Genomic DNA, 14167 nt, shown 5'->3' on the forward strand with positions numbered 1-14167 from the left:
GCCGCAAAAAGGGGTTCCCTCCAAGGCGTCGGACGCTTATCATCTTGCAATTGCCATATTGAAGGAGCCCTTCGCATCATGTCCGAGCCAAACGAGACCAAGACCGAAACCCCCTCCCTGGCCACCCAGGCCAAGAGCTGCTGGGAAACCTACGCCTCGCCCGAGGAACGCGCCGCCATGCGCGATCTGGCCGGGCGCTACATCGCGTTCCTGTCCACCTGCAAGACCGAACGGGAAACCGTGCACTACGTGCGCGCGGCCCTGACCGAGGCCGGCTTCGCCGAATGCCCGGACGGGGATTTCGCCGGCGACGCCGTCTTCCGCGTGCTCAAGGGCAAGACCGTGTTCGTCGCCCGCAAGGGCAAAACCCCCCTGCGCGAGGGCTTCCGCCTAGTCGGCGCCCACGGCGACACGCCGCGCATCGACCTCAAGCAGCACCCCCTCTACCAGGACTGTGGCGTGGCCCAGCTCAAGACCCACTACTACGGCGGCATCCGCAAGCACCAATGGCTGGCCCGGCCCCTGGCCCTGCACGGCGTGGTGGCCAAAAAGGACGGCACGGTGGTGCCGGTGACCATCGGCGAGGACGCCGCCGACCCGGTCTTCGCCATCCCGGACCTGCTGCCGCACCTGGCCTACCGGCAGGTCGAACAGAAGCTGGCCGACGCCTTCGAGGCCGAAAAACTCAACATCCTCATCGGCCACAGCCCGGCCGATCCCCCGGCCGCGACCGAGGAGGCCGAGGGCGCCGCGGCCGCGCCCACGGACGCCGCCAAAAACGGCAAGGATGCCATCAAAACAAAGGTGCTGGCCCTGCTGCACGACAAGTACGGCATCGGGGAGGCCGACCTCTACAGCGCCGAACTGCAGGCCGTGCCGGCCGGCCCGGCCCGGTTCGTGGGCCTGGACGAGGCGCTCATCGGCGGCTACGGCCAGGACGACCGGGCCTGCGTCTTCACCGCGCTTACCGCCCTGCTGGCCGCGCCCCAGCCCGAACACACGCAGATCGTGCTTTTTTGGGACAAGGAGGAGATCGGCTCCGAAGGCTCCACCGGGGCCAAGTCCCGCTTTTTCGAATACTGCCTGGACGACCTCATCGAGGCCTGGGACCCCGGCGCGCGCAAAAGCCGGGTGCTGGCCGCCGGCAAGGCCCTGTCGGCCGACGTCCACGCCCCCATCGACCCGGACCACCAGGACCTGCACGAAAAACTCAATTCCTCGATCCTGGGCTTCGGGCCGGTGTTTTGCAAGTTCACCGGCCACCGGGGCAAGGTCGGGGCCAACGACGCCCACCCCGAGTACGTGGCCTGGCTGCGCAACCTCCTCGACGGGGCGGGCGTGCCCTGGCAGATGGCCGAACTGGGCCGGGTGGACCTCGGCGGCGGCGGCACGGTGGCCAAGTTCCTGGCCGTCTACGGCATGGACGTGATCGACTTCGGCCCGTCGGTGCTGTCCATGCACAGCCCCTTCGAACTGACCAGCGTGGCCGACATCTACGCCGCCATGCTGGCCTACAAGGCCTTTCTGTCGAGCTAACCCCCGGGCGTCGCCCGGGCCCGCGCCCGGGCGACGCCCCATCGGGGAGGGTCCGGGAGGGGATCATCCCCTCCCGGCCGCCGGAGGCCTCTTCCCTCCCCTCCTCCAAAGGAGCATCCATGCCTGTCATCATGGGCACGGCCGGGCATATCGACCACGGCAAGACCACGCTCATCAAGGCGCTTACCGGCATCGACTGCGACCGTCTGGCCGAGGAGAAAAAGCGCGGCATCACCATCGAGCTCGGCTTCGCCTTCATGGACCTGCCCGGCGGGGCGCGCCTGGGGGTCATCGACGTGCCCGGCCACGAACGCTTCGTCAAGAACATGGTGGCCGGCGCGGCCGGCATCGACTTCGTCATGCTGGTCGTGGCCGCCGACGAAGGCGTCATGCCGCAAACCCGCGAGCACCTGGACATCTGTACGCTGCTCGGCGTGCAAACCGGCCTGGTGGCCCTGACCAAGGCCGACATGGTGGACGAAGACTGGCTGGCCATGGTCACCGACGATCTGCGGGCCGAACTGGCCGGCACCTTCCTGGCCGACGCCCCCCTTTTTCCGGTCTCCTCCCACACCGGGACGGGCCTCGACGCCCTGCGCGACGCCCTGGCCGCGCTCGTGGCCGACTTCGCCCCCCGGCGCCGCTCGGACCTGGCCAGGCTGCCCATCGACCGTGTCTTTACGCTCAAGGGCCACGGCACGGTGGTCACGGGTACGCTCATCGCCGGCTCGTTTCGCCTGGGCGAGGACGTGCAGCTTTTCCCCACGGACAAACGCTCCAAGATTCGCGGCCTGCAATCCCACGGCGAGACGGTGGAGGAATCCCCGGCCGGCCGGCGCACGGCCGTCAACCTGACGGGCCTGGAGGTGGAGGACATCGAACGCGGCGAGGTGCTGGCCCGGCCCGGAACCCTTTTTCCGGACACGGTCTGGGAAGTGGAGCTCGCCTGCCTGGCCTCGGCCCCGCGCGCCATCAAGCACCGCACCGAGGTGCATTTCCACCACGGCACCCGGGAGCTTTTGGCCCGCATCCACCTGCTCGACCGCGAAAAGCTCGAACCCGGCCAGACGGCCGTGTGCCAGATGCGTTTTCCCGAGCCCCTGGCCGGGGTCCACGGCGACCGGGTGGTGGTGCGCTCGGGCGCGCCGCTGCGCACCATGGCCGGCGGCCGGGTGCTCTCGCCCATGGGCCGCAAGGTCAAGCGCTTCGACCCCGCCGCCGCGCCCATGCTGGCCGCCCTGGCCACGGAAACGGGCTCGGAACTGGTCGCCTTGCAGCTCGACCGGGCCGGGATCGAGGGGCTGGGCTTTGCGCGGCTCATGACGCTCACCGACCTCGAATCCAAGGCCCTGGACAAGGCCCTGGCCGGCCTTTGCGACAAGGGCCGGGCGGCGCTGGTCGAGCGCGACGGCAAGGAAGGCCGCCATTTCGTCGCCGGCGCCGTCCTCACGCAGCTGGCCGCCACCCTTGCCGAATACGTCGCCGCCTTCCACACCCGCGAACCGCTCAAGCTCGGCATCTCCCGCAGCGAACTGGCCTCCACCTGGGGCAAGGCCCTTGCGCCCAAGCTCTTTCACTACGTGGTCGAACGGCAACTGCGCGCCGGGGTACTGGCCACCGAACAGGACGTGCTGCGCCTGGCCGGCCACAAGGTGTCCCTGGCCTCGGACCAGGCGACGCTTCGGGCCACGCTGCTCGATGTCTACCAGAAAGGTGGGCTGACCCCGCCCAACGTCAAGGACATCCTGGAGCCGTTGTCGCTGACCTTCAAGGAGGCCCAGCCGGTCTACAAGGTGCTCATGGACGAAGGGCGCATCGTCAAGGCCCAGGAAGGGATGTATTTCTGCGCCGAGGCCATCGCGGCGCTCATCGCGAAGGTCCGGGCCTACTACGCCGGCGGCGCCACGGACATGGGGCCGGCCGAATTCCGGGAACTGACCGGGCTGTCGCGCAAGTTCCTCATCGCCCTGCTCGAATACCTGGACAAGGAAAAGATCACCATCCGCGTCGGCGACAAGCGGCAGTTGCGCGGAAAGTAGCGGCGAAAGGAGCAGGCGGGGAGGCAGGGAAGAGGCCTCCGGCGGCCAGGAGGGGATGATCCCCTCCTGGACCTCCCCGATGGGGAAGAAGGAGCGGGCGGACAGTGAAGACGGGCAACGACGAAGGCGACGACAGGCCGTGGCCCGCCGCCGCCGGAATGGCTGGGTGGCCGGGGGCTACCAGTCCTGGTCCTGGGGCTTGGCTTCCTGCTGGGCCTTGATGACGAGCAGGGCGACGAAGACCGAGACGAAACCGAACAGCACGATGAGGCCGGAGAAGTCGAATTGCACGGCGAACCCCCTGGGCGGATGTATTTCGTGAAAAAAATCCTTAACCCCAAAACGAGCCCATGTCCAGACGCAACCCCTTTTTGGCCGCCCTGCCGGCCCTGATCTGCCTGGCCGCCCTGGGCCTGGCCCGGCCCGAGGCCACGGCCCTGGCCGGCGTGGTCGTGATCGAAAACGACGCCTACAGCCTCGACGGCGGCCGGCCCATGACCGGCGCCTGGGAGGTGGCCGAGAAAATCGCCGTGGCCCGGGACACGGCCGTGGTGGTCCTCGGGAAAAACTCCAAGCCGGCCACGGTCCAGACCCTGCTCCAGTTGCTGGAAAACCTTCACGTGCCCACGCTTTTCACCAAGAAAGCCGACTACAAGGCCCTGCTCGACCGCGGCGTCATAAAGCCCAGCCGTACCCCGGCCAATCCTTGACACCGCCCCTGCCCCCGGCTACTGCCCGGAAACGACCAGGGTGCCCCGTCGGGGCTCAATAGGGAATCCCGTGCAAGTCGGGAGCGGACCCGCCGCCGTCAGTCCCCGAAAAGGTCGGCCTCCACGCGCGCCACTGGGAGCTTCTCCCGGGAAGGCCGGGGCCGATGGGACGAGCCGGAAGACCTGCCCGGTCACAGGCCAACCCGTCGGCAACGAGGGCTTTTGCCGGCCGGGCTCAAGGGAAAGGGCGGGCGTCCCCATTTGGCGGCGCGGTCCTTTTCCATTCTTCAAGAGCCCTCCATGCCCATGGAGGTTCACCCCCAATGACGCGTCCCCTGAAAACGCTCACCTGCCTTGCGCTGTGCCTGTTCCTGTCCGTACCGGCCCTGGCCGGCCACGAGGCCAAAAAGGAAGCCAAACGGGCCATCGTCGTGGCCGCCTTCGGCACCACCGTGCCCGAAGCCGCCCCGGCCATCCAGAAGATGGTCGAGCGCGTCAAGGCCGCCTATCCCGGCGTGCCGGTGTCGCTGTGCTACACCGCGGCCATGATCCGGCATAAGCTGGCCAAGGAAGGCAAGGTCTTCCCCTCCCCGGCCGAGGCCCTGGCCGCCCTGCCCGACCAGGGCGTCACCGACGTGGCCATCCTGTCCCTGCAAACCATCCCCGGCCACGAATACGACGACCTGGTCAGCCTGGCCAAGGCCTTCTCCGGCCTGCCCAAGGGGCTTTCCCACGCGGAAGTCAGCGCGCCGCTGCTCTTTTCCCGCGAGGACTTCCCCCGGGTGGCCAAGGCGCTCCTCGCGTCCGCGCCCAGGGAGCGCAAGCCCGTCGACGCGCTCGTCTTCGTCGGCCACGGCACCGACCACTTCGCCGACATGGCCTACCCCGCCCTGCAATACACGCTGTGGCGCGAGGACAAAAACGCCTTCGTGACCACGGTCGAGGGCACGCCGAGCTTCGAGGACGTCGCCGCCGAACTCAAGGCCCGGGGCGTCAAAAAGGCCTATCTCGTGCCGCTTTTCGCCGTGGCCGGCGACCACGCCCGAAACGACATGGCCGGCCAGGAGAACGACTCCCTGGCTTCGCTGCTCAAAAAGGCCGGCGTCGAGGCCGTGCCCGTGCTCACCGGCAACGCCGACCGCGAAGCCGTGGCCGCCATCTGGCTGGACCACCTCAAGGCGACCTTCGACGCCCTGCCCGGGAAATAATGCCCGCCACGTCAGGCCGACCGGGCGGACGGACCGCCGCCCTGCTTCCCGCCCTGGCCGGGCTGGCCGCGCTGGTCGCGGCCTGCCTGGCCGGGGCCTATCCGGCCGCACCCGGCGACGTGGCCACGGTCCTCGGCCGGGCCATGGGGCTGCCGCTGGCCGCCCCGGCCGACCCGGCCCTGCCGGCCGTGGTCCTCGACCTGCGCCTGTGGCGGGCCGTTCTGGCCTACGGCGTGGGCGCCGCCCTGGCCGTGGCCGGCGGCGTCTTCCAGGGCGTGTTGCGAAACCCCCTGGCCGACCCCTTCACCCTGGGCGTCTCCGGCGGCGCGGCCTTCGGGGCCGCCCTGTCGCTGACCCTGGGCCTGGCGGCCGCCTGGGGCGGGCGCTTCGCCACACCCCTTTGCGCCCTGGCCGGCGGCGCGGCGACCCTGGCCGGGGTCCTGGCCCTGTCGCGTCTGGCCGGGGGACTGCGCCGGGAAACGGTGGTCCTTTCCGGCATCATCGCCGCCACCTTCCTTTCGGCCCTGCTGTCGCTGGTCAAGGCGCTCAACGAGGAATCCGTGGCCGGCATCGTCTTTTGGATCATGGGCGGCTTCCAGGGCCGGGGCCAGGCGGAACTGGGGCTTTTCCTGCCCTGCTGCCTGCTGGGGCTGGCCCTGGTGGCCCTTTTTGCCCGGGAACTGGACATCCTGCTTCTGGGCGACACGCAAGCCCGCCAATTGGGGGTTGCCGCCGGCCGGGCCAGGCTGACGCTGCTGGCCGCCGCCAGCCTGCTGACGGCCGCCGCCGTGGCCGTCTCCGGGGTCATCGGCTTCGTCGGGCTCATCGCCCCCCACGCCTGCCGCCGGCTCTACGGGGCCGAGCATGGCCGGCTGCTGCCCCAAAGCGCCCTGTGCGGCGGCGCGTTGCTGGTCCTGGCCGACGTCCTGGCCCGCACCATCCTGCCCGGCGGCGCCGAGCTGCCCGTGGGCGTGGTCACGGCCCTTCTGGGCGGCCCGTTTTTTTGTTTCCTGCTGCTCGCCCCCCGGGGCGGAGGCCGGGCGTGATCCGCCTTACGGGCCTTCGGGCCGGCTACGGCGACGTCGAGGTCCTGCACGCCATCGACCTCGCCATCGCCCCGGGCGAAATGGTGGGGCTTCTCGGCCCCAACGGCGCGGGCAAGACCACGCTGCTGCTGGCCGCCACGGGCATTTTGGCCCCGACCGCCGGCACCGTCGCCCTGAGCGGCCGCGACGTGGCCGGCCTGGCCTCGCGGGAGCGCGCCCGGCTCGTCGCCGCCGTGCCCCAGCGGGCCGAAAGCGCCGGCGAATTCACCGTGGCCGCCCTGGTGCGCCTGGGCCGCTATCCCTACCTGCGCTTCCTGGCCGGCTACACCGAAGCCGACGAGGCGGCCTGCCGGGAGGCCATGGCGGCCGTGGGCGTGGACCATCTCGCCGAAAGGCGCCTCAACGCCTTGTCCGGGGGCGAATTCCAGCGCGTGCTCACCGCCCGGGCCCTGGCCCAGGACGCCCGGGCGCTTGTTCTGGACGAGGCCTCGGCCAGCCTGGACATTGCCCGAAAAATGGAACTCTACGACCTGCTTGCCCGGCGAAACGCCGCCGGTACCACCGTGCTGGCCGCCCTGCACGACGTCAACCTGGCGGCGCTTTTCTGCAAGCGGCTCATTTTTTTAAAAGACGGCCATATCGTCGCCGACGGCCCCACCGCCGACGTCTTCACCGGCCAAACCCTGTCAAGGATTTACGATGCCGACATCCTGGTCATCCCCCATCCGCGAAACGGCTGCCCCCAGGCTTTGGCCGTGCCTGCTGGCCCTCCTGGCCCTCCTGCTGCCGCAACCGTCCCCCGGCCTGGCGGCCGTGACGATAACCGACGACCTGGGCCATGAGGTCCGGCTGGAAAAGCCGGCCCAGAGGATCGTGGCCCTCTACGGCGCCCTAAACGAGATCCTCGCCGGACTGGGGCTTACCGATCGCATCGTGGCCCGCACCGAGGCCGACACCCGGCCGCCGGCCATCGCCGGCCTGCCCGTCATCGGCACCCACATGCGGCCGAACATCGAGCGCGTCCTGGCCGTGGCACCCGACCTGGTGCTCCAGGCGGCCGGGCGCGGCGAGGCCGAGGAAGCGGCCGCAAGCCTGGCCCGTTTGGGCCTGCCCACGGCCGTTTTCGCCATAAACGATTTTCCGGGGCTATTTTCCGCCATCGACCGCATCGGCCGGCTGACCGCAAGCGAAGACGGCGCCGCCCGGCTCGTCGCCGGCCTTACGGCCCGCCTGGAGGCCGTGGCGGCCAGGGCGGGCGGCCAGGGCGAACGGCCGACGGTCTTTTTCGAGGTCCGCTCGGGAAGCCTGCTCGCCGCCGGGCAGGGCTCCATGGTCGACGCGGTCATCGAAGCCGCCGGCGGGAAAAACGCCGTGACGGCGGACAAGAAGATCGTGCGCCTGGCCGACGAGGAACTGCTGCGCCTGGCCCCGCAAGTCTGCCTCACCCAGCGCGGCCCCATGAATCCCGAGGCCCGGCCCATGCGCGAACGCCCGGCCTACGCAACCCTTCCCTGCGTGCAATCAGGCCGCGACTTCCTGGTGGACGAGGCCGTCTTCTCCCGGCCCGGCCCGGGGAGCGTGGACGCCGTGGAGGAACTGGCCGGGCTGCTCGCCGCCTCCCCGGCCACGGAGGCCCGGCCATGACCGCCCTGGGCACGCTCTACGGCCTGGGCGTCGGACCGGGCGACCCGGAACTGCTGACCATCAAGGCCGTGCGCATCCTGCGGCAAACGGCCGACGTCTTCGCCGCCTCGTCGAGCAAAAACGACTATTCCATCGCCGAGGCCATCATCGCGCCCCACCTGCCCCGAGGGACGGCCGTGACCCGGCTGGGCTTCCCCATGACCCGCGACCCGGCCGCCCTGGCCGCAGCCTGGGAGGCCAACGCCACCGCCATGGCCGGCGTGCTCGCCGCCGGGCGCGACGCCGCCTTCGTGACCCTTGGCGACCCGCTGCTCTACAGCACCTTCGGCTACGTGCTGCCGCTGTTGCGCCGCCGCCTGCCGGGCCTGCCCGTGGTCGTCGTGCCGGGGATCACCTCCTTCCAGGCGGCCGCCGCCACCACGGGCCAGCCCCTGGCCGAGGCCGGGGAAAACCTGCTCGTGGCCTCGGGCATCGACGGCGACGGCCGGTTGGAAAAGGCGCTGGAGGCGGCCGACAACGCCGTCATCCTCAAGGCCTACCGCAACTTCCCCAGGCTTCGGGAACTGCTGCGGCGCTTGGGGCTGGCGGGTGGGGCGATCTTCGTCACGCGCCTGGGCCACGACGGCGAAGCCGTCATCCCCGACCTCGAAGCGGCCCCGGAAAAGCCCCACTACCTGTCGCTGTGCCTGGTCAAACGGCCGCGCTGACGTCCCGGCCGCTTTGACAGGCCCGGCCGGCCCGGGTACAGGCAATATGGCGAGTGCACGGATCAGTGGCCTTGGCGCCCTGGGCGCTGGGACCGTGCTGGAGTGTCGCCCGTTTGCAACTCTTTTTCGCGGAGCACTGCCGGCATGGCCATCCACAATATTGACGATAAACATCTCCAGGAACTCTATCGGACGGTGGACCGCAATCCCTGCGTCCGCCTGTTCCAGAACATCAAATACCGGTTTATTCTCCCCTTGCCGGCCGATAAAACAGCTGGCCTTATCGATGTTGGCTGCGGCCGGGGGCGATTTCTCCTCGACATGGCCCGCCGCGGTTATAGCGACCTCTCTGGACTGGATATCGACAACGCCTTGTATCCCGAGGCGGCGAACCGGGTCGTCTTCTATCGGAACTCCCTTTGCAGCCCGGGCCTCGATGTCGGCCGCCGCTATCCGTATGTCTTCGTGCAAGGCGTGCTACATCATTTGCCCGTGACCGACCTGGATGAGGCCGCCCGCAATCTGGCGCGCTTGTGCGCCCCGGGCGGCAGCCTTTACATCTACGAACCCAACATGGCCACGCCCATCGGCCATTTTTTTTACTACACGTTCTTGCGCCTTTTTCCGCCAATGTACCGGAATGCGCTGGCTGAGAAAGACGAACAGCGCGCCTTTTGCCAGGCCTGGGACAGATTCATCCGCGTCCTGGAAAACCAGGGTTTCCGGCCAAGGCGTCACAGCAACTGGTCGTTCTACAAATGTTACATCGCGACCCGTGACCCGGCCGTCGCCCTTTCGGCATCAAATGCCGGCCACACCCGAAATAGGGCCTCCTAGGAGCGCGGGGCGATGTTCCTTCTCCTGCTGCACACCGCCGCAGCCATACCGGGCCTGACGAGGCCGATGCTCGGGGGACGCTTCTTTCGCCATGTCGAATGGTTCCTTGGCAGGCTCGCCCGCAACGACCTGTTCGCCATCGTCATCACCTTCCTGTTCGCCCTGACGCTGCGGGTCGCCGTCCTCCCCCTCGTCCCGCCGGGTTTTCCGGTCATCCATGACGAATACAGCTACCTGCTCCAGGCCGACACCTTCGCCTCGGGCCACCTGGCCATGCCGCCCCACCCCCTGTGGGAGCATTTCCAAAGCTTCCACGTCCTCCAACATCCAACATACGCTTCCAAGTTCTTTCCGGGGCAGGCGACATTCCTGGCTCTGGGGCAGAAGCTTCTCGGCCATCCCTGGTGGGGTGTGCTCCTGTCCGTGGCGGCCATGTGCGCGGCCCTTGTCTGGTGCCTGCGCGGATTTCTTTCCCCGGGCTACGCTTTTCTGGGGGGCATGATTGCGGCCTTGCAGTTTGCGACAATCCACTACTGGGCCTCATCCTATTGGGGCGGCGCGGTAACGGCCATTGGCGGTTGCCTGGCCGTAGGCGCTGTCGGGAGGCTCCTGAACACCCCGGACCGGAAATCGGGGCTGTTGTTCGGCGTCGGCGGGGTCATCCTGGCCGCGACAAGGCCGTTCGAAGGGTCCGTGCTTTCTTGTGTCCTCCTCATTTGGCTGATGCTGGCGGCCTGGCAGCGCGGCCGCGGGAGTTTCCCCGCACTGGTGCGGACGGCCCTGCCCGCCATGGCCTTACCCTTGGCCCTTGGCTGTGGCGGGTTGCTGTACTTTAACTACAATGTCACGGGAGAAGCATTCACCTTTCCCTATGTGGCCTATACCAAGCAATACGACGCTGCCTATGCTACGGGCAAACCGGAAAGCGTCCCTTTTCCGGCCGACATGCCCAGGGAAATGCGCCGCTATCATACGGAGTGGGGCTATCCCGCCGCCGCCCAGGCAGCCACACTCCGGGGCAGACTTGCAAGCCTCCCCCACCGCTTCGATATGCTGTCCTCGTTGTTGTATCCTATTTTTTTCTTACCAGCCTTTCTCGCGCCGCTGGCCTTTTTCGCCAGCCGCCCTACCCGTGCGCCCGCTCTGGCGACCTTGGCCGTCCTTGCGGCTTCGCTTTTTTATATGTGGAGCTTGCCACACTATTTCGCCCCGGCCTTGGGCCTGTTCTCGGTCCTTTGGCTGCGCATTTTCCGCTGGCTGCGGGCGGTCAAACTTTTTGGCCGGCCCGTGGGCCTGTCCCTGGTGCGCCTGCTGCCCTGCGTCCTGGCCGCGGTCACGGTCCTGGGCGTGCGCGACTATCCCCGCCGCCAGCCAAGCGGCAATCAGCTCCAGGCGGCGGTGCGGCAACAGGTCGAAGCCAGGCTCGAAGCCCTGCCCGGCGACCACTTGGTCATCGTCACCTACCGGCCGGACAGCAACGTTCACGCCGAATGGGTCTACAACCGGGCCGACATCGACCATGCCCGGATCGTCTGGGCCAGGGACTTGGGGCCGGAAAAAAACGCCGCCCTCGTGGCCTACTTCAAGGACCGGCACCTCTGGTGCGCCACGGTCGGCGCGGCCAACGTCGATTTCGGCCCCTGCCCCGGCTCGGCGCCACCCTCCGGCCAGCCACCCCCCCCCGGCCCCCCTTGATCCCGTCGCCCCAACCAGGCGACAGGCTGAAAAAAAGCTGTTAGGGAGTTGTCATCGTGATCCGACTTTTAGCCTAGGGACCGTGCCATGCCGACCCTTGACGTGACCTTCGTGCTCCCCTGCCTCGACGAGGCCAAGGCTTTGCCCGTGGCCCTGGCCATGGCCCGGGAAGCCTTGACCCGCCTGGAGGCCAAGGGGTTTTCCGGGGAGATACTGGTCAGCGACAACGGCAGTACCGACGGCAGCCCGCTCATCGCGGCCGGCCTCGGCTGCCGGGTGGTCCACTGCCCGGACAAGGGCTACGGCAACGCCCTGCGCTACGGCATCGAGGCGGCAAACGGCCAGTACATCGTCATGGGCGACGCCGACGGTTCCTATGATTTTCGCGAGGCCGCCCCCATGATCGACAAACTGGCCCAGGGCTACGACCTGTGCATGGGCTCGCGCTTCCGGGGCGTGATCCATCCCGGGGCCATGCCCTGGAAGAACCGCTACATCGGAAACCCGACCTTGACGGCCCTGCTCAACCTCTTTTTCCGCACCCGTTGCAGCGATGTCTATTGCGGCCTGCGCGCCTTCACCAGGCAAGCCTACGACCGCATGCACCAGACTTCCGCCGGCATGGAATTCGCCACCGAAATGGTGGTCAAGGCCGGGTTGCTGGGGCTGCGCGTCACGGAAATCCCCATCAGCCTGCGCAAGGACGCGCGCGGCCGCCCGCCCCATTTAAACCCCTGGCGCGACGGTTGGCGGACGCTCAAATTCCTGCTGCTGTACAGCCCGCTGTGGCTTTTTTTCGTGCCCGCCGCCCTGAGCGTCCTTTCCGGTTGCGCCATTTTGACGGCGCTGCTTTCCGTGCCCTCGGGCCAGGAATTCCGCTTCGGCCCGTTCTGGATGGGCGATCACTGGCTGGTGATCGGCACGAGCGCCATCACCATCGGCTATTACTTGGGCATCCTGGGCGTGGCCGCCCTGGCCTACCATGCCAACCAGACCTTCGTGCCCCAACCGCCCTGGGTGCGACGCCTGACCCGGTTCGTCACCGTGGAGAACATGTGCCTCATCGGCGGCGGGCTGTGCCTGGTCGGGCTGGCCATCCTCGGCTACGTGGTGGTCATCTGGGTGTCCACCCTGGCCCAGGGCCTGAGCATGGTGCGGGTCATGGCCCTGGGGGCCATGCTCGTGACCATGGGCATCCTGACCTTTTTCTCGGGTTTCCTGTTCGTCTTTTTCAGCGAATCCGCCATATCACCGCCAAAACGCCCCTAACCCCCATGACCAACAACACCATCCTCGTCGTCAACGAACCCTTCGTGCCCGATTTCTGCCGCACCCAGCGCTGGGCCGCCCGCACGCGCGGACGGGTGCTGCGCGCCCCTGACTGGCTGGCCTACGCCACGGCGGTCCTTGTGCGCGACGGCTTCGATGCCAGGCTGTTCGACTTCCCGGCCAAGGGCTGGGACAAGCCGCAACTCGAAGCCCTGGCCAAGGAGACGCGTCCCTTCATGGCCGTGCTCGACTCCACCACCCCGTCGTTTCATTCCGACCTGGACTGCGCCCGCCGCATCAAGGCCCAAAGCCCGGACACGAAGGTCCTGATGGTCGGCCCCCATGTCTCGGCCCTGCCCGAGGAGAGCCTCATGGCCGCCGCCGGGGCCGTGGATGCCGTGGCCATTGGCGAATACGACTACACCGTGCGCGATGTGGCCGTGCGCTGGCACACCGAAAACGACGATCTGTCCGAGGTGGCCGGAGTGGCCTTCACGGTGGACGGACGGCCCGTGCGTACGGCGGCCAGGCCCCTCATCGGCGACCTGGACGGCCTGCCCTTCCCGGCCTGGGATCAGCTCGACCTGATGCGCTATTTCGACGGCTCCAAGCTGCAACCCTACGTCACGGTCATCGGCGGCCGGGGCTGCCCGTACGGGTGCAGCTTTTGCCTGTGGCCGCAGGTCATGCACGGCCGGCGCTACCGCACCCGCTCGCCGCAAAGCATCGTGGCCGAAATGGAATGGGTGGTCTCGCGCTGGCCGGCCATCCGACAAGGGGAGTTCTTTTTCGAGGACGACACCTTCACCGTCAACGCCGACCGGGCCCACGCCCTGTGCACGGCCATCGAGCAAAGCGGCCTGGGCGTCCCCTTTTCCATCAACTCCCGGGCCGACGTGGATGATCCGGCCCTGCTGCGGCACCTCAAGCGCGCCGGCTGCCGCCTGGTGCTGGTCGGTTTCGAATCCGGCTCCCAGGCCATGCTCGACGCCATGGGCAAAAAGACCACCGTGGGCCAGATGGAGCGCTTCGTGCGGTCCTGCCGGGAGGCGGGCCTGGCCGTGCACGGCTGTTTCGTCTTGGGCCTGCCCGGCGAGACGGCCCAAACCATGCAGGAAACCCTGGATTTCTCCCTGCGCGTACCGCTGACCACCGCCCAGTTCTCGGCGGCCGTGCCCTTTCCCGGCACGCGTTACTTCGAGACCATCAAGGCTCAGGGCCTGCTGACGGCCAAAAGCTGGGACGACTGGCTGGCCGACGGCGAACAAAGCGCGGTGGTGGCCTATCCGAACCTCGGCCGGGAGGCGGTGGTGGCTGCCGTGGACAAGGGCTTGCGGCAGTTCTACTTCCGGCCGTCCTACATGCTGCGCTTCCTGCTCGAAACGCGCTCCAAGCGTGACCTCTACCGCAAGCTGCGGGGTTTTTACAATTTCATGCGCTACCTGCTGTCCTCTCAGGGAAAACGCTGCTGACATG

General features: G+C 68.2%; 12 protein-coding genes and 1 riboswitch. All 12 genes read left to right on the plus strand.

Annotation, left to right across the window (positions count from 1 at the left end):
- The first annotated feature begins 78 nt into the window (after nt 1-78).
- Nucleotides 79-1536, plus strand: coding sequence for an aminopeptidase (locus ACP59X_RS15505; protein WP_428559984.1), 1458 nt, complete (start codon nt 79-81; stop codon nt 1534-1536).
- A gap of 119 nt (nt 1537-1655) precedes the next feature.
- Nucleotides 1656-3575, plus strand: coding sequence for a selenocysteine-specific translation elongation factor (gene selB, locus ACP59X_RS15510; protein WP_428559987.1), 1920 nt, complete (start codon nt 1656-1658; stop codon nt 3573-3575).
- 350 nt (nt 3576-3925) lie between these two features.
- On the plus strand, nt 3926-4285 hold the full coding sequence (locus tag ACP59X_RS15515) for a hypothetical protein (RefSeq protein ID WP_428559990.1): 360 nt from the start codon (nt 3926-3928) through the stop codon (nt 4283-4285).
- 39 nt (nt 4286-4324) lie between these two features.
- A riboswitch (cobalamin riboswitch) is annotated at nt 4325-4473 on the plus strand.
- Between the two features lie 135 nt (nt 4474-4608).
- Nucleotides 4609-5493, plus strand: a complete 885-nt coding sequence (locus ACP59X_RS15520; RefSeq protein WP_428559993.1) for a sirohydrochlorin cobaltochelatase — start codon at nt 4609-4611, stop codon at nt 5491-5493.
- Nucleotides 5493-6539 carry a FecCD family ABC transporter permease gene (locus ACP59X_RS15525; protein ID WP_428559996.1) on the plus strand — a complete coding sequence of 349 codons (1047 nt, stop codon included), beginning with the start codon at nt 5493-5495 and terminating at the stop codon, nt 6537-6539. The genes ACP59X_RS15520 and ACP59X_RS15525 overlap by 1 nt, the downstream gene beginning before the upstream one ends.
- Nucleotides 6536-7381 carry an ABC transporter ATP-binding protein gene (locus ACP59X_RS15530; protein ID WP_428559999.1) on the plus strand — a complete coding sequence of 282 codons (846 nt, stop codon included), beginning with the start codon at nt 6536-6538 and terminating at the stop codon, nt 7379-7381. Before ACP59X_RS15525 ends, ACP59X_RS15530 begins: the two co-directional genes overlap by 4 nt.
- A gap of 31 nt (nt 7382-7412) precedes the next feature.
- Entirely contained in the window at nt 7413-8183 is a 771-nt protein-coding gene (locus tag ACP59X_RS15535; protein ID WP_428569924.1) for an ABC transporter substrate-binding protein, read from the plus strand.
- Nucleotides 8180-8890 carry a precorrin-2 C(20)-methyltransferase gene (gene cobI / locus ACP59X_RS15540; protein ID WP_428560002.1) on the plus strand — a complete coding sequence of 237 codons (711 nt, stop codon included), beginning with the start codon at nt 8180-8182 and terminating at the stop codon, nt 8888-8890. Before ACP59X_RS15535 ends, cobI begins: the two co-directional genes overlap by 4 nt.
- 144 nt (nt 8891-9034) lie before the next feature.
- The gene (locus ACP59X_RS15545; protein WP_428560005.1) at nt 9035-9727 is read left to right on the plus strand and encodes a class I SAM-dependent methyltransferase; all 693 of its coding nucleotides are present in this window, start codon (nt 9035-9037) and stop codon (nt 9725-9727) included.
- Between the two features lie 12 nt (nt 9728-9739).
- On the plus strand, nt 9740-11422 hold the full coding sequence (locus ACP59X_RS15550; RefSeq protein WP_428560008.1) for a hypothetical protein: 1683 nt from the start codon (nt 9740-9742) through the stop codon (nt 11420-11422).
- Between the two features lie 87 nt (nt 11423-11509).
- A complete protein-coding gene (locus ACP59X_RS15555) occupies nt 11510-12691 on the plus strand; it encodes a glycosyltransferase family 2 protein (RefSeq protein ID WP_428560011.1) in 1182 nt (393 codons plus the stop codon).
- A gap of 5 nt (nt 12692-12696) precedes the next feature.
- Nucleotides 12697-14163 (plus strand): radical SAM protein, encoded by a 1467-nt coding sequence (locus ACP59X_RS15560; protein WP_428560014.1) that lies wholly within the window; start codon nt 12697-12699, stop codon nt 14161-14163.
- Nucleotides 14164-14167: the final 4 nt, after the last annotated feature.

The organism is Solidesulfovibrio sp. DCME (assembly GCF_049995385.1).
GTDB lineage: Bacteria > Desulfobacterota > Desulfovibrionia > Desulfovibrionales > Desulfovibrionaceae > Solidesulfovibrio.

Excerpts from the sequence above, each read along its gene's own strand:
- ACP59X_RS15550 (WP_428560008.1), top strand. The coding sequence starts at position 9,740 with ATGTTCCTTCTCCTGCTGCACACCGCCGCAGCCATACCGGGCCTGACG.
- ACP59X_RS15520 (WP_428559993.1), top strand. The coding sequence starts at position 4,609 with ATGACGCGTCCCCTGAAAACGCTCACCTGCCTTGCGCTGTGCCTGTTC.
- ACP59X_RS15515 (WP_428559990.1), top strand. The coding sequence starts at position 3,926 with ATGTCCAGACGCAACCCCTTTTTGGCCGCCCTGCCGGCCCTGATCTGC.
- cobI (WP_428560002.1), top strand. The coding sequence starts at position 8,180 with ATGACCGCCCTGGGCACGCTCTACGGCCTGGGCGTCGGACCGGGCGAC.
- ACP59X_RS15505 (WP_428559984.1), top strand. The coding sequence starts at position 79 with ATGTCCGAGCCAAACGAGACCAAGACCGAAACCCCCTCCCTGGCCACC.
- ACP59X_RS15555 (WP_428560011.1), top strand. The coding sequence starts at position 11,510 with ATGCCGACCCTTGACGTGACCTTCGTGCTCCCCTGCCTCGACGAGGCC.
- ACP59X_RS15560 (WP_428560014.1), top strand. The coding sequence starts at position 12,697 with ATGACCAACAACACCATCCTCGTCGTCAACGAACCCTTCGTGCCCGAT.
- selB (WP_428559987.1), top strand. The coding sequence starts at position 1,656 with ATGCCTGTCATCATGGGCACGGCCGGGCATATCGACCACGGCAAGACC.
- ACP59X_RS15545 (WP_428560005.1), top strand. The coding sequence starts at position 9,035 with ATGGCCATCCACAATATTGACGATAAACATCTCCAGGAACTCTATCGG.
- ACP59X_RS15525 (WP_428559996.1), top strand. The coding sequence starts at position 5,493 with ATGCCCGCCACGTCAGGCCGACCGGGCGGACGGACCGCCGCCCTGCTT.